15 protein-coding genes are annotated in these 18,217 nt (G+C 69.5%); 6 read left to right on the top strand and 9 right to left on the bottom strand.

Annotation, left to right across the window (positions count from 1 at the left end; translation table 11 throughout):
* Window positions 1-267: 267 nt before the first annotated feature.
* The 3 genes from ACWIGU_RS14585 to ACWIGU_RS14575 form a co-directional block, all read right to left on the bottom strand.
* Window positions 268-1,026, bottom strand: coding sequence for a dienelactone hydrolase family protein (locus tag ACWIGU_RS14585; RefSeq protein ID WP_454400765.1), 759 nt, complete (start codon window positions 1,024-1,026; stop codon window positions 268-270).
* Window positions 1,027-1,039: 13 nt separating this feature from the next.
* Entirely contained in the window at window positions 1,040-2,056 is a 1,017-nt protein-coding gene (locus ACWIGU_RS14580) for a hypothetical protein (protein WP_454400763.1), read from the bottom strand.
* 65 nt (window positions 2,057-2,121) lie between these two features.
* The gene (locus ACWIGU_RS14575; RefSeq protein WP_454400761.1) at window positions 2,122-3,588 is read right to left on the bottom strand and encodes a chlorohydrolase family protein; all 1,467 of its coding nucleotides are present in this window, start codon (window positions 3,586-3,588) and stop codon (window positions 2,122-2,124) included.
* 348 nt (window positions 3,589-3,936) lie between these two features.
* Here ACWIGU_RS14575 and ACWIGU_RS14570 point away from each other — a divergent pair, with 348 nt between their 5' ends.
* The 6 genes from ACWIGU_RS14570 to ACWIGU_RS14545 all read left to right on the top strand — a co-directional run bounded on the left by ACWIGU_RS14570 (window position 3,937) and on the right by ACWIGU_RS14545 (window position 11,136).
* Window positions 3,937-4,944 (top strand): ABC transporter permease, encoded by a 1,008-nt coding sequence (locus tag ACWIGU_RS14570; protein ID WP_454401585.1) that lies wholly within the window; start codon window positions 3,937-3,939, stop codon window positions 4,942-4,944.
* A gap of 92 nt (window positions 4,945-5,036) precedes the next feature.
* The gene (locus tag ACWIGU_RS14565; protein ID WP_454400759.1) at window positions 5,037-6,755 is read left to right on the top strand and encodes an ABC transporter substrate-binding protein; all 1,719 of its coding nucleotides are present in this window, start codon (window positions 5,037-5,039) and stop codon (window positions 6,753-6,755) included.
* Between the two features lie 62 nt (window positions 6,756-6,817).
* Window positions 6,818-7,819, top strand: a complete 1,002-nt coding sequence (locus ACWIGU_RS14560) for an ABC transporter permease (RefSeq protein ID WP_356273452.1) — start codon at window positions 6,818-6,820, stop codon at window positions 7,817-7,819.
* Window positions 7,819-8,832, top strand: coding sequence for an ABC transporter ATP-binding protein (locus ACWIGU_RS14555; protein WP_454400757.1), 1,014 nt, complete (start codon window positions 7,819-7,821; stop codon window positions 8,830-8,832). The genes ACWIGU_RS14560 and ACWIGU_RS14555 overlap by 1 nt, the downstream gene beginning before the upstream one ends.
* Window positions 8,829-9,833, top strand: coding sequence for an ABC transporter ATP-binding protein (locus tag ACWIGU_RS14550; RefSeq protein ID WP_454400755.1), 1,005 nt, complete (start codon window positions 8,829-8,831; stop codon window positions 9,831-9,833). Before ACWIGU_RS14555 ends, ACWIGU_RS14550 begins: the two co-directional genes overlap by 4 nt.
* A 91-nt stretch (window positions 9,834-9,924) precedes the next feature.
* Window positions 9,925-11,136: an amidohydrolase gene (locus ACWIGU_RS14545; RefSeq protein WP_454400753.1), complete on the top strand. Its 1,212-nt coding sequence runs from the start codon at window positions 9,925-9,927 to the stop codon at window positions 11,134-11,136.
* A gap of 31 nt (window positions 11,137-11,167) precedes the next feature.
* Here ACWIGU_RS14545 and ACWIGU_RS14540 read toward each other — a convergent pair whose 3' ends face one another.
* The 6 genes from ACWIGU_RS14540 to ACWIGU_RS14515 all read right to left on the bottom strand — a co-directional run bounded on the left by ACWIGU_RS14540 (window position 11,168) and on the right by ACWIGU_RS14515 (window position 18,212).
* Window positions 11,168-11,806: a GntR family transcriptional regulator gene (locus ACWIGU_RS14540; RefSeq protein WP_454400751.1), complete on the bottom strand. Its 639-nt coding sequence runs from the start codon at window positions 11,804-11,806 to the stop codon at window positions 11,168-11,170.
* Window positions 11,807-11,869: 63 nt separating this feature from the next.
* A complete protein-coding gene (locus ACWIGU_RS14535) occupies window positions 11,870-12,355 on the bottom strand; it encodes an alpha/beta hydrolase (RefSeq protein ID WP_454400750.1) in 486 nt (161 codons plus the stop codon).
* Between the two features lie 326 nt (window positions 12,356-12,681).
* Entirely contained in the window at window positions 12,682-13,188 is a 507-nt protein-coding gene (locus ACWIGU_RS14530) for a hypothetical protein (protein ID WP_454400748.1), read from the bottom strand.
* Between the two features lie 348 nt (window positions 13,189-13,536).
* The gene (locus ACWIGU_RS14525) at window positions 13,537-15,423 is read right to left on the bottom strand and encodes an acetate--CoA ligase family protein (protein ID WP_454400744.1); all 1,887 of its coding nucleotides are present in this window, start codon (window positions 15,421-15,423) and stop codon (window positions 13,537-13,539) included.
* The gene (locus ACWIGU_RS14520) at window positions 15,420-16,586 is read right to left on the bottom strand and encodes an acyl-CoA dehydrogenase family protein (protein WP_454400742.1); all 1,167 of its coding nucleotides are present in this window, start codon (window positions 16,584-16,586) and stop codon (window positions 15,420-15,422) included. Before ACWIGU_RS14520 ends, ACWIGU_RS14525 begins: the two co-directional genes overlap by 4 nt.
* Window positions 16,587-16,628: 42 nt before the next feature.
* The gene (locus tag ACWIGU_RS14515) at window positions 16,629-18,212 is read right to left on the bottom strand and encodes an APC family permease (RefSeq protein ID WP_454400740.1); all 1,584 of its coding nucleotides are present in this window, start codon (window positions 18,210-18,212) and stop codon (window positions 16,629-16,631) included.
* Window positions 18,213-18,217 lie beyond the last annotated feature (5 nt).

Raw genomic sequence — 18,217 nt, 5'->3', positions numbered from 1 at the left:
CTTCGTGGCGGTCGGCCGCGGCCACGACGAGGGGTTCTGGCGGAACTTCCTCGGCGCGCTGCGGGATGCCGACGCGGACATGGCCGTCAACTCATCGAGCACGAGGACCTGGAGCTGGGGCAGCTCGAAGGCCTGGAGGTGGCAGCACGAACGCTGCGCGCGGCGGCTGCCCGGGCTTCCCAGGCCTCCTGCCCTTCCTAGGCATCCGACGCTTCCAAGTGAGGTGGTCTCGCGAGAGACGAGCGGACCCAGCTGCTCGACGCGGAATCAGAGGGTGCGGTCCAGCAGGTCGAGCAGCGCGACCCAGTGCCGTTCGGCGGCCTCGGTGTCGAAGCGGTTGGTGTCCGCCATGGTGAAGCCGTGGTGGGCGCCCGTATAGACGTCGGATTGGTGGCGGACACCCGCCGCGGAGAGCGCTTTGTCGAGGCGTTCGATCTGCTCGGGTGGCATGGACGGGTCCTGGTCGGCGTGTCCGAAGTAGAGCTCCGCGGTGATCCGGCCGGCGAGGAGGTGAGGGCTCGTGGGGTCGTCGGTGGCCAGCCCCGCGCCGTGGAACCCGGCCGCCGCCGCGACCCTCTCGGGGTGGCTGCCCGCGGTGACCAGGGCCAGGCGGGCGCCCAGGCAGTAACCGGTGATGCCGACGGGCCCGGCGGCCGCCGCGGGGCAGTCGGCCAGCCAGGACAGGTAGGCGGCGGAGTCGCGTGCCACCGCGTCCGCGGTCAAGTCGCCCATGAGGGGGACGATCTGCTCGAACAGTGCGGGTCGCTCGGCGTCGCTGATGTAGTCGGGCAGCGCCACGACCGGCGCCCGGCCGTGACGGTAGAACACGTTGGGGACGAGCACGGTGTAGCCAGCCGCCGCGAGCCGGTCGGCCATCGCCCGGAGATGAGGGCGCAGCCCGAAGGCATCCATGTAGAGCAGGACGGCCGGGTGGGCGGCGTCTTCGTCGGGGTGAGCGAGGTAGGCGTCGGCGGTGCCGTCCTCGGTGGGAATCTCGACAGTGGTGCTGCGTGTGGCGGTGGTCATGGCGAGCAGTCTCTCAGGGAGCGACGTGGGGGATGTCCCTGAGGCCGAGTCGGTACCAGTCGTTGCCCGAAAGGGCGTGCAAGTCCGGGCCGCGGCCGATCACTTGTGTGTACGTCGGCAGGGGATCACCGTTCGGCAGCACGATCCGGTACTCGGCCGTGATACGGAGCTCTTCACTGTCGAGGGTGCCCACGGACAGCCGGTCGCGGTGCGCTCCGTAGCCTCCGAACAGGGCGACGCGTGAGTCCTCGACGGCGAGGGCCGTGGCTCCGGCCACGCTGTTGTGCCAGGAGGTGACCACGCCGTCGCGGATGCGGACGATCGGGAAGTCCGTGTAGTGGCAGGCCCAGGCGGCGTCACCGTCGATGTTGAGTGCGTAGCAGTCGCTGATCGCTCCCCACGGCTCGGATGTGTGCGACGGGAAGTGCCACTGCGTCTCGAGGCCGGGGGAGAAGCGGATCAGGCCGTACTGGCCCATGGGCGCCGGTGTGCCCGAGTTTCCCCACCCGGGGTTGCCGTAGACCCCTTCGTCGAAGTAGCCGACCCAGATGTCACCGGTGTGCGTGGTGAAGACGTGCGAGATTCCGTCGCCGAGGGTGGCTTCGGCGACCACGCGGCCGTCGGCGTCGTAGACGATCGCGTTACGGTCAGCGCCTTCCGGCCGCCACCTGGCTCGGGCGCCGACGACAAGCACCCGCGCCCCGGTCAGTGGCTGAACGGTGACGTGGGCGAGCTCCAGGCCGGGCGGTTCAACGGAGGCCGTGAGGTGCGGCGCGTGCACCGACACGCGGGCGTCGACGGCTTGCGTCGCGCGCGGTTCGGGGAACGTCGCGCCGCCGGCGCCGGCCGTGGTGGCCGAGAGTCCGGCTGCGTCGCGCGGCTTCGACCACAAAGCGATGACCTGTCCGTCCGGACCGACGGACGCCGCCACCTGCTCCTCACCGTCTTCGCCCGCGATGACGGCGTGATGCCGGAGCTCCAGCGTGGGCAGCGTCAGCACGGCCGCCCGGCTCTCCTTGTCTTCGTTCATCCCCACACCCCACCAGGGGGCGGAGCGCCGCGCCGGCGATTATCGAGAGGGAGGGGCCAAGAGCCCTACCCCCGCGGAAACACCGGCGGGAAGAGCTCGTCCACCGGGCGACGCCGGTGGTCCCGCTCCGGATACGCCGCCCGCATCACGTCGAACAGCTCCTGCCCGGCGCGCCTCAGCGCGGGAAGGTCGACGCCGGGGATCGTGCCGTCGCGCATCACCACCCTGCCCGCGACCATCGTCAGGACCGCGTCGCGGGCAGTGCCGTTGAGCACGAGGGTGCGCAGCGGATCCTCGGTGACGCCCATGCGGAAGTCGTCGAGGGCGAAAGCCGCGAGGTCGGCGGTGGCCCCCGCGGCCAGGCGGCCGAGGTCGGGCCGGTGCAGCGCTGTGGCGCCACCGGTCCAGAGCGCTTCGAAGTAGCCGGCGAGATGGCCCTGGCCCAAGTCACCGGCCTGGATCTTGGCGACCTGGGTGCCCACGTCGATCCCCCGGATCAGGTCCGGCGGGAAGGAGTCGGTGCCGAGGCACAGGTTCACCCCCTGCGCCCGGTAACCGGCGAACGTATGCAGGTTGTGGGCGTACCGGGCGTTGGTCAGCGGGCAGTGCACGATCGACACACCTGCGCCGGCGAGCACCGCGACATCGCCGGTGTCGGCACCGAGCACGTCCGGGTGTACGTCCAGCACCACCCCGTGCGGAACGATCAGCCGGTCCGACAACAGCCCTGATTCGGCGATGAGTTGAAGCGGCGTACGCCCGTAGGTGCGCTGGATGAAGTCGCGCTCGGACATGCCTTGCAGGGCGTGCAGGCGTACCAGCGCGCCGCGTTGGTACGCGGCCTGGGCGACGTCGCGGAGGAGGTCCGGGGTGAGCGTCTCGATCCGGCAGGGGAGCAGGACCCCGGTCACCAGCGGGTCGGCGAGCTGTGTGGTGTGGTCCAGGAAGCGCAGCGCGTCGGCCAGGCCGCGCCGGCCCGCCTTCTCGTCGAACTGCACGGTGCGCCGGCCGTCCGCGCCGATCACGTTGACCCCGGACCGGAACGACGGCCCGAGGAAGGCGCGCAGACCCAGCTTCGTGGACACCTCGGCCATCGCCACGAAGTCCTCGTACGTCTCGGCCCAGTCGCTGTGCACCTCGGAGGCGATCGGCATGTAGCTGGTGACGCCGTGGAGGGCGAGCTGGGTCAGTGCGTACTCGCGCACCGTACGCCGTTGCGCTGCGTCGAACACCCTGCGGGGCGCGGCGAAGTAGTCCGTCGACCAGGTGAAGCCCGAGGACAGATCCGGGGATGCCCAGGAGTCCAGGATCAGGTGGTCGATGTCGGTGAGGGCGTCGAGGTCGATGAGGCCGGGGGTGATCACCGCGTCACCGAGGTCGAGGTGTTCGTCGGCCTCGTGGCGCGCCAGTTCGGCGCGCGCACCCACGTCGAGGACGGTGTCGCCGTCGATCAGCACGGCACCGTCCGGGATCTCCACGTGTGAGCGTCCGTCGTGGGCGATCACCCATGAAGCGGTCACCAGGGTTGTCATCGGCATCCCTCTCAGATTTGGTACACCAAGTAGGCGATTCGGCCATCGAAGTCCGGGGTTCGGGTGGCTGCGGCGCCACGGAGGACGGGTCCCCGGCATCGGGCCCGCGCAACGCTCCGCATGACCATAACCCCTCAGTGACAAGGGAAGTAAGGTCGATTTGTGGTCTGTGCAATGCCGATGCGCCGGATGTCACATGACCCTGGTGGAAACCGCGATTCTTGGTATACCGTTCCGGCCACCCACACCCCCGAGCACCGAAGGAACGACGTGCCGGATCCGCATGAGTCGCCGAGTCCGACGCGCCACGCCGACGCGCCGGAGCCCTCCGACGGGCAAGTGGCCACCCTGCCCTCACCGGAGTCCGAGGCCGCGCCAACCGAGCGTGAGCAGACCGCCGAGATCGACACCGCGCGATCGCTGCTCGGCACGGCGTGGCTTCGGATCCGTCGCAGCCGGATCGCCGTCGCCGCGCTGATCGTGGTGGCCCTGATGGTGCTGTTCGCCGTCCTGGCCCCGGTGCTGGCGGCCATCGAGGGCTCCGACCCGTTCACCGCCAGGACCGGGCCGGACTTCCTGGACGACTTCGACACACCCGGCCTGCCGCTGTCGTACTACCGCTTCCCGTCCGGCGAGCACTGGCTCGGTCTCGAACCAGGGCTCGGGCGCGACATCTTCGCCCGCATGGCCTACGGCGCGAGGATCTCCCTCACCATCGCGCTGCTGTCGACGCTGGTGTCGGTGGTCCTCGGCACCGTGCTCGGTGCGGCCGCCGGATACTTCGGCGGCAAGGTCGACATGGTGATCAGCCGGGTGATGGACCTGTTCCTGGCCTTCCCGCACCTGCTGCTCGTCCTGTCGCTGACCCCCATCCTGCAGTCCCGGCTGCGGGGCACCTCCCTCGACTCGGGCAGCCTGGTGCCGATCGCCTCACTGGTGATCATTCTCGGCTTCTTCGGCTGGGCGTACCTGGCGAGAGTCGTGCGTGGCCAGGTGCTCTCGATCCGGCAGCAGGAGTTCGTCGAGGCCGCGCAGGCCTACGGCGCCTCCCACCGGAGCATCATCTTCCGGCAGATCATCCCCAACGTGATGGGGGTCGTGCTGGTCTACGCGACGATGATGATCCCCATCAACATCACCGCGGAAGCGGCCCTCTCGTTCCTCGGCGTCGGCGTCAAGGACCCCACGCCCTCCTGGGGCCAGATGCTCAACGCGGCCCAGTCGGGGAACTGGTACCTCTCCGACCCCTGGTTCCTGGCCGTCCCGGCCGGCGCACTGGTGATCACCGTGCTCGCCTTCAACCTGCTCGGTGACGCGGTCCGGGACGCCCTCGACCCCAAGTCGTCCCGAAGCTGAGCCAGTTCCACCCCTCTTCGAAACACCCACGATCCACCCCGGATCGGCCCCTGACGTGTGCGCCATCCCTTTCCCGTCCGCAAGGAGACGCAGTGAATCGAAGCACCAAGGCGGCGCTCGCCCTGACGGTGAGTGCCGGGCTGGCCCTCACCGCCTGCGGCGGCCCCAAGCCCACCCCCGGTGACCGGGCCGGCGCCAAGGCGGACGCCTACGCGCCCGTGACGGTCGGCAAGGGCTACACCACGAAGGGCGGGAACATCAACGTCCTGATGTCCTCGGACTTCCAGACCCTGGACCCCGGCAACAGCAACTACGTACAGACCGCCAACGTCGGGCAGCTGTACTACCGCACCCTGACCATGGCCAAGGAGACGGCCGGCCGGCCCCCGACCATCGTGCCGGACCTGGCCACCGACCTGGGCAAGGCCTCCGCCGACGGTCTCACCTGGACCTACACCCTCAAGAAGGGGCTGAAGTTCGAGGACGGCACGCCGATCACCAGCAAGGCCATCAAGTACGGCGTCGAGCGCACCTACGCCCGCGACGTCTACACCCAGGCACCGCAGGAGCTGAACTCGGCCCTGGCGGACGACGGCTACAAGGGCCCGTACTCCGGCGGCGACTTCAAGGCGATCGACACCCCCGACGACCACACCGTCGTCTTCCACCTCAAGCAGCCGTTCGCCGAGTTTCCCGCGCTCGTGTCACGGTCGAACACGGCGCCGGTGCCGAAGGCCGAGGACACCAAGCTCGACTACACCAACCACCCGGTCTCCTCGGGCCCGTACAAGATCAAGTCGTACGACCGCGGACGCTCGATGAAGCTGGTCCGCAACGACCAGTGGAACCCGGAGACCGACCCCAACAGGCCCGCTCTGCCCGACACGTTCACCTTCTCGCTGTCCACGGCCCAGGCCACCATCAGCCAGCAGCTGCTCGCCGACTCGGACCCGATGGCGATCACGCTGGACAGCAACGGCGGACTGCAGGCGTCCGACGCGGCCAAGCTCAACGACCCGAAGGTCAAGAAGCGCACCGCGGCCGGACTGCTGGGCTGCACCGACGTGCTGAACTTCAACACCGAGACCATCAAGGACCCCGACGTCCGCAAGGCGATGGCACTCTCCATCGACCGCGCCGCCATCCAGGTCCAGTACGGCGGCGCACGCTTCGGCAAGGTGGCCCAGTCGTACATCAACCCGGCCCAGCGCGGTTACGTCGCGCAGCACACCGACCTGGACCCCGCGGGCAAGCCGAAGCCGGACGAGGCCGAGAAGCTCCTGAAGGGCAAGAAGGTCCCGAAGAAGCTGGTCTACGGCTACGCGGACACCAACGCCCGCTACAAGAACGTCGGCACGGTGCTCCAGCAGAACTTCAAGAAGCTCGGCATCGACCTGCAACTGCGCCCGATCCCGGCCGCCAACTACTACACCGTGCTGGCCGGTGACCAGATGCCGGACATCGCCCGCAGCGGCTGGTGCGGCGGCGCCGACAGCGGTTCGGTGCGCACCACCGTGGACCCGAACGTGGGGCCGAGCCTGGACGGCAAGTCCTACGGATTCTCCAACATCCCGCGCTTCCACGATCCGAAGATCGCCCGCGACATGTACAAGCTCCGCGGCACCAACGGGACCAGCGAGGAACTGGGCAAGAAGTGGGCCACCCTCTTCGACCGGACCATGCAGGCCTACCCGCTCGTCCCGCTGGTGCGCAGCTACACCAGCAGCGTGGTCGGCTCCAAGGTCCGGGGCGCCCAGATGGGCTACTTCTTCGGCGCCATTGACCTGTCGATCGTCGGCGCCGAGCACTGACGCACGCTGCACAAGAGAGGTAATCGAACGGTGAGTTCATCCCGAGCCGGCAGGTCGCACCCATGACCAGTTTCCTGATGCGGCGCTTCGTCGCGATGATCGTGCTCTTGTTCGTCATCAGCTTCGTGACGTTCAGTCTGTTCCAGCTCGGTCCGGCGGACCCGGCCGCGGCGGCCTGCGGTCAGGAGTGCACACCGCAGCGCATCGCCGAGGCCCGCGTCGCGCTCGGGATGGACAAGCCGTTCCTCACCCAGTACTTCACGTACATGTCGGGGCTGGTCGGCAGCCACACCGTCGGCGCACCCGGCGCCGAGACTCTGTGCAACTGGCCGTGCCTCGGCAAGTCGTTCCAGACCAACGAGGACGTCACCACGATCATCGGCCGGGCCCTGCCGTACACACTGTCGGTGGCCAGCGGTGCGATCGTGCTGTGGACCATCGCCGGTGTCGGCCTCGGCCTGCTCGCGGCGCTCCGCAAGGGCCGGTTCGCCGACAAGCTGATCGTCGGCGGCGCCTCCGTCGGCGTATCGCTGCCCATTCCGGTGACCGGACTGTTGCTGCTGCTTCTGTTCGTCAGCACGCTGGACCTGCTGCCGTTCACCACCAACGAGATCGCCACGCCGTTCGACGCGGCAGGTCCCGGCGGCTGGCTCCTGAACTACCTGCTGCCGTGGGTGGCGCTGGCCGTGCTGTTCAGTGCGCAGTACATCCGGGTCACCCGCAGCAACATGCTGGAGACCTTCGGCGAGGACTTCATGCGCACCGCCCGCGCGAAGGGACTGTCCCGGCGGAACATCGTGTTCAAGCACGGCGCGCGGGCCGGCATCACTCCGGTCGTCACCATGCTCGGCCTCGACATCGGCGGCCTGCTGGGCGGCGCCGTACTCACCGAGCAGATCTTCTCGGTGCCGGGCGTCGGATTCACCGCGGTGCACGCCGCACAGTCCGGTGACCTGCCGGTCACCATGGCCATCACCATGATGGCCGCGTTCTTCATCATTGTCGCCAACGTCCTGGTCGACATCGCCTACGCGGTGATCGACCCGCGAGTGAGGGTCGCCTGATGACCACGCCCGAAGCCGCGCCCATGCTGGCCATCCGCGATCTACGGGTGTCCTTCCCGACCGACGACGGCGTCGTGCACGCCGTCAACGGGATGGACCTGACCCTGGCGCGCGGGGAAACCGTCGGAATCGTCGGCGAATCCGGCTCCGGCAAGACCGTCACGAGCCAGGCGCTGATGGGCCTGCTCAAAGACACCACGGCCGCCGTCACCGGACAGATCCTCCTCGACGGACAGGACCTCAACACCCTCACCGAGACGCAGATGCGCGCCTACCGCGGCAAGAAGATCGCGATGATCTTCCAGGACCCGCTGTCGGCCATGCACCCCTTCTACTCCGTCGGCGCCCAGATCGCCGAGGCCTACCGGGTGCACAACGACGTCTCCAAGAAGGCCGCGGCACAGGTCGCCGTCGACATGCTCGGCCGCGTCGGAATCCCCGACCCCAAGCGCCGCTACGCCGCCTACCCGCACGAGTTCTCCGGCGGCATGCGCCAGCGCGCGATGATCGCCATGGCGCTCGTCTGCGAACCCGAGCTGCTGATCGCCGACGAACCCACCACGGCCCTCGACGTCACCGTGCAGGCCCAGATCCTCGACCTGCTCAACGAACTGCAGGACGAGACCGGGACCTCCGTGATCCTGGTGACCCACGACCTCGGCGTCGTCGCCGAGGTGTGTCACCAGGTCGTGGTGATGTACGGCGGCGAGTGCGTGGAGCAGGCGACCGTCGCCAACCTCTTCAAGGACCCGCGACACCCCTACACCCAGGGACTGCTGGCCTCGATGCCGTCGCTGGCGCAGCGGTCCGAGCGGCTCAGCCCCATCCCGGGCTTCCCGCCCTCACTGCTGGCGCTGCCCGACGGCTGCCTCTTCGCCGACCGCTGCCCGAAGACGCACCTGGTGCCCGACGACGCCTGCGGTACACGCCGCCCGACACTGACCGGCATCGACGGGCACCCCTCGCGATGCCACCTCGAGACGCTGCAACCGACCGGAGAGGTGGCCCGATGACGCCGCTGCTGGAGGTCACCGACCTGACCAAGCACTTCCCGATCCGCTCCCGCACCTTCAGGCCCGGCGGCGGCGCGATCAAGGCCGTGGACGGCGTCAGCTTCTCCGTCGACGCAGGACAGACCCTCGGCCTGGTGGGGGAGTCCGGCTGCGGCAAGTCGACCACCGGCCGCCTGCTCATGCGACTCCTCGAGCCGACGTCCGGGAGCATCCGGCTCGACGGCCGGGAGATCGCCGAGCTACGCCGGTCGGAACTGCAGGAATACCGGCGCCGGGTGCAGATGGTGTTCCAGAACCCCTCGTCCTCGCTCAACCCCCGCCAGTCCGTGGGCAGCGCGATCGCCGCACCGCTCCTCGCCCAGCGGATCACGCCGCCCGGCGGCGTCAAGGCCAAGGTGCGGGACCTGATGGACCGGGTGGGGCTGCGCCCCGACCACTACAACCGCTTCCCGCACGAGTTCTCGGGCGGCCAGAAGCAGCGCGTGGGCATCGCCCGGGCGCTCGCCCTGGACCCGCAGCTCATCATCTGCGACGAACCGGTGTCCGCGCTGGACGTCTCGGTCCAGGCACAGGTCATCAACCTCCTCGAGGACATCCAGCGGGACACCGGGGTGGCCTACCTCTTCATCGCCCACGACCTGTCCGTGGTCCAGCACTTCGCCGACCGCATCGCGGTGATGTACCTCGGCAAGATCATGGAACACGGAGACACCTCAAGGGTTTTCGGCGCTCCGGAACACCCGTATACGCGGGCGCTGCTGTCCGCCGTACCGCAGCCCGACCCGGCGGCGGACCGGAGCGGGCGGATCCGGCTGAAGGGCGATCTGCCCAGCCCGGCCGACCCGCCGCGGGGCTGTGTGTTCCGGTCCCGGTGCCCCGTGCATACGCAACTGGACCCGGAACGCCGCCAGTTGTGCACGGAGAGCGTGCCGGGCGGAAACATCGCCTGCCACCACACCGACGTCACCGCCGAGACACCGGCCACGACGACATCCCGGTAGCCCGGCCCCTGGCTGCACGAACAGCAGTACCGCCAACAGCACACCACACCGCCAACAGCACACCACAAGGCACAGCAGAAAGGTGACAGCAGTGTTGATCCGTGACGTCCGTCCGTGGGGTGGCGAGCGCAGCGACGTCGTCCTGTCAGGCGACCGCATCGTGGCGATCCGCCCGCACGACCCGGCCGCGCAGCCGGACGGTGAGGTGGTGGAGGGCCGCGGCCGGCTGCTGCTGCCGTCGTTCAGCGACGTGCACGTGCACCTGGACTCGACCCGGATCGGCCTGCCGTTCCGGCCGCACACAGGCGGTCCGGGAGTGTGGACGATGACCATGAACGACCGCGAGAACTGGCGCTCCGCGGAGGTCCCGCTCGTGGAGCGGGTGGCCGGCACCCTGGAGCGGATGATCGCGCGCGGCACCACCCGCGTGCGGTCGTACGCCCAGGTCGACGTGGACTGCAAGCTCGAGAAGTTCGAGGCGGTGGTGGCCGCGAAGGAGAAGTTCGCCGGTCAGGCCGAGGTCCAGATCATGACGTTCCCGCAGGCGGGCATCCTCCGCGAGAAGGGCACCGCCGCATACCTGGAGGCCTCGCTGAAGGCGGGCGCCGACGTGATGGGCGGCATCGATCCCTGCACCCTGGACCGGGACCCCAAGGGCCACCTGGACGTCGTGTTCGGGCTCGCGGAGAAGTATCAGGTCGAGGTCGACATCCACCTGCACGAGCCCGGGGAGCTGGGCGTGTTCTCCACCGATCTGATCCTTGAGCGTACCCGGGCCCTCGGCATGCAGGGCAAGGTCACGATGTCCCACGCCTATGAACTGGGCTCGGTCTCCGAGTCGGTGAGCCGCCGCATCGTCGACGACTTCGCCGAGCTGGACATCGCGATGGCCACGGTGGCGCCGTCGGCCCGTGGGCAGCTGTCACTGGTCGATCTGACGGAGGCAGGCGTGCGCGTGGGCCTTGGCGAGGACGGCCAGCGCGACTACTGGAGCCCGTACGGCAACTGCGACATGCTCGACCGCACCTGGCAGCTCGCCTTCACCAACAACTTCCGCCGTGACGAGCTGATCGAGATGTCCCTGGCGATCGCGACGATCGGCGGGGCGTCGATCATGAGCCACGACGTGGCCCGGCCGGCCGGGGTCGCCGACCGGCCCGGCCTGGCGGTCGGTGACCGCGCCGACCTGCTGCTTGTCGACGGCGAGACACCCTCCAGCGCGGTGATGGACCGCGGCACGGACCGCACGGTCCTGCACGACGGAGTGGTCGTCGCCGACCAACTGGCGTTGGTACGGGGCTGATCCGAGGCCGCGGGTCCCGCCGGGGCTGTGGTCAGTGGGGGCCGTTGGCGATCGCGCGCCGGCTGCTCGCCAGATGCTCGACGACGAGTTCCTCGACGAGTGCGACATTGCGGTCCTCGATGGCGCCGTAGAGGGCCTCGTGTTCCAACGCCATCGCCAGCAGGTCGTCGTGCTGGCCGAGGAGCCACCGCATCCGGCTGCGCAGTGTGACCTCGAGCTCGCTCAGCAACTCGTTGGCCGCCATCGACGTCACCGTCTCGTGGAAGTCGGCCGCCGCGCGCCGGGCGCGCACGGCGTCGCCTGCCCGGGCGGCGGTCAGCTCCTCGTCCAGTTTCGCCCTCAGTTGCCCGAGCCCGGCACGGTCGCGTCGTTGAGCCGCGAGACGGAAGGTCATCACCTCAAGGGCCTCGCGGACCTCGTTCAGATCCGCGATGTCCGTAGGTGTGAACTCCCTGACGACCGCCCACGTCCGCGGTCGCGGCGTGACCAGACCCTCGGCGACAAGCACACGCAGGGCATCGCGCACGGGTACGCGGCTCACCCCTATCTGCGCCGCCAGCTCACGCTCGACGAGCTTGCTGCCGGGCTTGCGCACACCGTCGAGAATGTCGTCCCGGAGCTGCCGCGTAACCCGCTCCGACTCCGGCTCGAACTCCCCAGAACCTGCCATACCCCGAGTCTCGCACGGCAGCGGAGCCGTTTGGTGTGCGGTCGGGGTGACGTGAGTGGTGCGTCAAGGTGTGCGGGCGAGCTCGATGAGGTGCTGTGCCGTGGCTTCCGGGGCGATGATCTGGTGGAGGTGTTCGCCCGGCAGGTGTGCCACGCGCCAGCCGCGTTCGCGGGCTTCGGCGGCGGCATCCTCGTACTGCGGGGCGAACAGCAGGTAGGAACACGGGTGGTCGTCCCACCCGTCCGGGACCGGGACGCGCTGCTCGTAGTAGGACAGCGGTAGGGTGGGCTGTTCGTCGACGACGGTCTGACGCGTCGTCGGATCCGAGAACATGGGTGCCACGTCGGCCTCGTCCCACCAGTCGGTCCAGCGCGGCAGTCTGCCGTTCACGGCCATGGGCGTGAGGAACTCCAGCAACTCCGGTGGTGCGAGAGCAGTTGGTCCGACACGGGCCGGCAGTGCGGCATCGACGAAGATCGAGCCGGTCACGGGATGGTCGAGAGCGGCGCGGACCACGGGGAGGAACAAGCCGGCGTTGCTGTGTGCCACCAAGATGACGGGCCTGCCGTCCGGAACGTGCCGGAGGTCGTCACGGACGGCACTGACGACTCGGGGCCAGAAGGGTGGGACACCGCCGCCGACGTGCAGAAGGGACGGCACCCGCACCTGGTGGCCCCTCGCCTTGAGTCTCTCGGCTACAGGGTGCCAGGTCGAGGGACCCACGGAGGGACTGTGTACGAGAACGAAGAGCGGCTGCTGCATGCGACGATTCTGCCGCCCATGCGACGCGGGACGTGGGGTCTTGGCCGTGAGCAGAAGACCTTGTATCGGCCCGGTGCGCCGGCGGCGCAGTTCATCCCTGCGTGGCTGGGCTGTCAGGCGTACGTCCAGCGCCAGGCGTTGGAGCTGTACACGCACTTGATGCGTGTGCCGCCCTCGTTGGTGGTGACGGCGCCGTGGTCGCTGTTGCGGCAGAACTGGCCGGCCGAGTAGCAGTTGCCCGCGTTGGAGACGATCGAGCAGGTGCCGGTGGTGTCCTGGCTGCCGCTTCCGTCGCCTGTGTCGCTGCCCGTATCGCTTCCGGTGTCGGCGGCAGGCCGGGCGGTCTTGGTGACGGTGACCGTGGGGCGCGGCTTCGCCTTGGCCTTGATGGTCTCCGTGACGGTCGGCGCGGGCTCCGGCGTGGCGGTCACGGTGGCGGTGACGGTCGGCGCGGGCTTGGCCTCGGCGGCGACGGGCTGCTGATCGCCGTTCCCGGCGCCCACTATGAGCGCACCGGTGAGAAGCAGGCCTGATCCGCCCAGCCACACCCGCTTGCGCTTGCGCAGAGGTCGGGTGTCAACCGGGCGCGGCGCGGGTGGCGTTGTGTACGCGTTGGTCATGTTGTCCCCCCTGAGGTGTTACGGGTGGGGTGAGGCTAATACGTCGACGAGGTATGTGAAGGAAATATGAATGACAGGTGATTGATTTGTGACTTGATGGTGGTGACGCCCGTGAACCGGCCCGGTGGCGACTCACAGCCAAGGCATCCGTGGACCGAGCGCTAACGACTCCCCAGCGCGGTTCGGGGAGTCTTTCCTGAGGCGTACGGCCATGACCAGGCCCTGGACTTCTCGCTGTACGCCGTCCGCCGCCTGAGCGTCGAGTCACCGGCACGGGAGCGACGACCTCGCACCGCGTCGCCGGGAGCCACTGGGCTGCCCGCGAAGGTGCGGCCAGGCGGGCCACCACTACAGGGGGAACAACCCATGCAGATCACCAAGCGAGTCGCCTCGGCCGCCGCCGGCGGCCTCATGATCACTGCTGCGGCTCTCGGATTCGGAGCCGGGCCCGCGAGCGCGGCACCTTCGGTCTCCTTCCACAATTCGCCCGACCCGAACGGCACGACCATCTACGCGTACATCCCGCCGGGCGGCGACGATCACTTCGACCACGTCGGTGCGCCGGTCCATCTCCTCGACCACGTATCCGTGAGGCCCCAGCCGCGCCACCATGTCGTCGTACGCGGCGCCGAGCGCGGTGGCATCGGCCAGCCCGGTCGCGACACCGCCGTGCTCCGTCTTGTGCTCCAGCCAGTCGGCTTTGAGTACGACCGGTGCCGAGAGGGAGCGCATCGCGGCGCGGGGGTCCGGCGTGCCCGGCACGATCCCGACCGCGGGCGGGAACGGGACGCCGGCATCGGCCAGCAGCCGACGAGCCGCCAAGTACCCAGCGCCCGGTGGTACTTGATGCTCTCGCCCGGGTGCACGAAGTCCGCGCGGACGGGGCGCCCGAGTGAAGCGGTGCGCTGTCGCCGCCGCCCTCAACGCCGCCTCGATGTCGGCGAAGGCCGGCACTCCGGCCGCGTGCAACTCCCTTACGGTCTCGGTGTGTCCGGCCATGGAGTGGACCACGACCGGTATCGCCCGCTCGGCGGCGAGCGAGCCGATGGCCCGCGCGACCTGCGACTCGGCCGCCTGATGTCCGGGGATGTCGCGGCCGTAGCTGCCGAAGTAGCCGCTGAGGACCACGGTGTCGGTGACCGAGGTGTCGGCGAGCACCGCTGGAGTCGAGGCGTACGTGGAGATGTCCCTCTCACCCGCACCGGCGAGGTCGACAGGGTTCGCGACCGCTGCGTGCGGCGGCAGTAGGGCCGCCAGTCGCTCCTGGACCTCCGGGGGGAACTCGACGACGGTCAGACCGAGCCGGGACGCGGTGTCCGCGGCGACGGCCCCCTGCCCGCCACTGTCGGCCACGATCGCGACCCGACGCCCTCGCACAGGCGCAGACCGGAGCAACAGCTGTGCTGTGTCGACGAGTTGGACCGGTGACTCGACGCGTACCGCACCGACCGACCGGCAGGCGGCATCCACGACATCGATGCCCGATGTCATGGAGCCGGTGTGCGAACGGGCCGCTTGCCGCGCGGCCTTGCTGGCGCCGACCGTCAGCAGGAGCACCGGCTTGCCCGCCTCGCGCAGGCGGTCCAGAGCGTCCAGGAGACGCTCGCCGTCGCCGAAACTCTCCAGATAGACGGCGACGACGCGGGTCGCTGCGTGGTGGGCCAGGTCGTCCAGCAGTTCGGCGGCGCCCACGTCGAGCTGGCTGCCGACGGAGACGAACCTGGAGACGCCGACACCGGCGCTCGTGGCCATCCCCGCGATCTCCAGGCCCAGCTGTCCGCTCTGCGACACGATCGCGAGGCTGCCGGGCGTGAACCGGCCCCAGGCCAGCTCCAGTTCGCCCGACGCGTCGTAGAGACCGAGGCAGTTCGGCCCGAGCAGCCGGGTCCCGCTCGCCGCGATCACGTCACCTATAGCGGCCTCGTCCTCGACGCCCGCGGTGATCGCGAGCAGACCGGGCACGCCGAGGGCGACGGCATCTCGGACTCCGGAGGCGAGGGCGGAGGCGGGGACGGCGAAGGCGACCAGATCGGGGATCTCGGGCAACGCGTCGAGGCGCGGGTGGCTGCGGCGGCCGAGGACCTCGCCGCCGCGCGTGTTGACCAGGTGCACGCGGCGCCGGTGCGCGCCCGCGACGGCGCCGCGGGCGAGCCAGTGGCCCCACTTGGCCGGGTTGTCGGTGGCGCCGACGACGGCGACCGACTCCGGGGCGCGGAAGACGTCGAGAGTGGTCATGACTTCGCGAGCGCCCTGGAGATGACCAGCCGCTGGATGTCGGAGGTGCCTTCCTCGATCTCCTCGAGCTTCGCGTCACGCATCCACTTCTCGGCCAGGAACTCCTGCGAGTAGCCCCAGCCGCCCAGCGTCTGCACGGCGGCCCACGTGTTGAACATGGCGTTCTCCGAGCCGGTCAGCTTCGCCATCGCCGACTCCGCGGTGACCTTCTCGCCCTGGTCGAAGAGGCGTGCCGCGCGCATCGTCACCAGGTGGGCGGTGTCTGCGCGGGTCGCCATGTCGGCGAGCCGGAACGCGACCGCCTGGTGCTCGATGATGGGCACGCCGAACTGTTCGCGCTCCTGGGCGTACTCCACGGCCAGGTCCAGCGCGGCCCGGCACAGGCCCGCGCAGGACGCGCCGATCAGGATGCGTGAGGCGTCGAAGGTGCGCATCAGGCCCAGGAATCCCTGTCCCTCGGCGCCGAGCCGGTCGGCCGCGGGGACCCGTACGTCGTCGAGGAACACCTCGGCGTTGACGATGGCGCGCTGCCCCATCTTGCGCATCGGTTTGCCCACGGTCAGTCCGGGCGTGTCCCGGTCGATGACGAACGCGGTCACGCCGCGCGCCCGGAGCGACGGGTCGACCGTGGCGAACACGACGAACCGCTGTGCGTAAGGGGCGTTGGAGATCCAGGCCTTCTGGCCGCTGAGCACATAGTGATCGCCGTCTCGCACCGCGCGCGTGCGGATGCCGGCGGCGTCCGAACCGTGGTCGGGTTCGGTGACGGCGAGGGCGGTCAACGGGGGTGTGTCGGTGGTGAGCGGCCGCAGCCACCGCTCCTTCTGCGCCTGCGTGCCGAGTTCGAGTACGGGATCGGCGAAGAAGCCGCTGGAGGTCAGCAGATTGCCGATGGCGATGTCGCCGTGGCACAGCTCCTGCTGTACGAGCACCTGCGTGACCATGTCGGTCACTCCGCCGCCGCCGAACTCCGCCGGGATCATGAAAGCGGCCAGGCCTGTCCTTGCGGCCTTGTCCCACAGGTCCAGCGGTGACTCGGTCCGGGCGTCGTCGACGGCGCGGGCACGGGGGCGGATCTCGGCGGCGGCGAAGTCGCGGGCGAGCCGGATGAAGTCGTACTGCTCGGCGGAGAGGCCGAGCGCGTCGCGTACGGGGTAGGGCATGGCGGGCTCCGTGGTGGGAGGGTTACCGAGGGGCTGTGGCGGTCAGCTGGAGATGGGCTCGTGCGGGGGCCGGTGCCCGGCGGCGGCCGCGGTCTCCTTCGGCGCCGAGGTGAAGAACCGCGGTGCGATGCGCGCGTAGGCCAGCATCAGCAGGTAGCCGAGGAGGAGCGTCCCGGCGCCGATGACGAAGACTCCGCCGACGCGCCAGTGGGGTGCGAAGGGGAGGGTCCAGGACGTGTAGCTGTTCACCGGGTCCCAGTCGTTCTTCAGGCTCCACAGCCCGGCCGCGACGAGGGTCAGGCCGCCGATCGCGGGCAGGGTGAGGCGCAGCCAGAAGTCGGCGGCGCTGCGCCGCCACTCGGTGCGGTGGGCCCAGGCCGAGGTGAGGCCCGTGAGGCCGTAGTAGAACGCGATCATGAGCCCGCAGGAGGACACGGCATCGCCGATGACCTGACCGTGGCTCAGGAAGTTCATGACGACGTAGCAGACCGCTCCCGCGACTCCGGTGGCGATGGTGCTGAACTGCGGGATGGAGTAACGCGGGTGGACTTTCGCGAAGACGCGCGGCACGGCGCCGCGGACGCCCATCGCCAGGAGCGTGCGCCCCAGGGAGAGCACGGTCGTCTCGGTGGACGCGGCTGCGGAGGACAGCACCATCAGGACGAGCAGATGCCACAGGAAGGACCCGAAGCCGCTGTCGCCGAAGACGGCCCTGCCGATGGCGGAGAAGACGTCACCGAAGTTGTCGGGGTTGCCGAGTCCGGTGCCGGTCGTGCCGATGCCCGCGAAGGCCAGGGTCGCCACGGTCGCGACGAGGTAGAGCACGAGCAGCATGACCGTGGAGGAGACGGCGGCGACGCCGGGTGTCCGGTGCCGGTCGGTGGTCTCTTCGTTGACGGTGAGCGCGGTCTCCCAGCCCCAGTAGATGAACAGCATCAGGACGAGGCCGCTGACGAATGCGCTGGGTGAGGAGATCTCGAACGGGTTGAGCCAGGACCAGTGCGGATGCCGTGCGCCGGCACCGGCGTTCCCCGTGCAGACGCGTACGAGGGCGACCACCGAGAAGACCGCGAGCATGGCGAACTCAAGGAAGAGCAGGGCGCGTTGGACGGCGGCTGCCACTTCGATGCCGCGATAGCAGACGGCCGTCATGAGGGCGATCCAGCCGAGTCCCACCAGGAGGACCCAGGGGCTGGACGGGGCGGAGCCGATGCCTTTCGCACCGAAGAGGATGAACACGTACTGGCCGGCGACCTGGGCCAGGCTCGCCATCACCAGGGTGAACGAGGTGATGATGGCCCAGCCGCCCATGAAGCCGACGCGCGGGCCGAGGACGCGTGCGGCCCAGGTGAAGATGGTTCCGCAGTCCGGCTCCTGGCGGTTGAGAGCGGCGTAGCCGAAGGAGACGAAGAGGATCGGGACGAACGCGAGCACGACGATCGACGGCGCCTGGAAGCCGACGAAGGCGACGATGAACGCGAGGGTCGCGGCGAGGCTGTAGGCGGGGGCGGCGGACGCCACCGAGAGGATCAGGCTCGTGGTCATGCCGAGCGCACCGGTGCGCAGGCCCTTTTCGCGCGAGCTGTCGGGTGCGGCTTCCGAAGTGGTGTCAGGTGACGTTGCCATGGACG

The sequence above is a fragment of the Streptomyces sp. NPDC055400 genome (genome assembly GCF_053644375.1).
The sequence above is the reverse complement of the archived record's forward strand: the minus strand, read 5'-3'. Positions and strand labels throughout refer to the sequence as shown.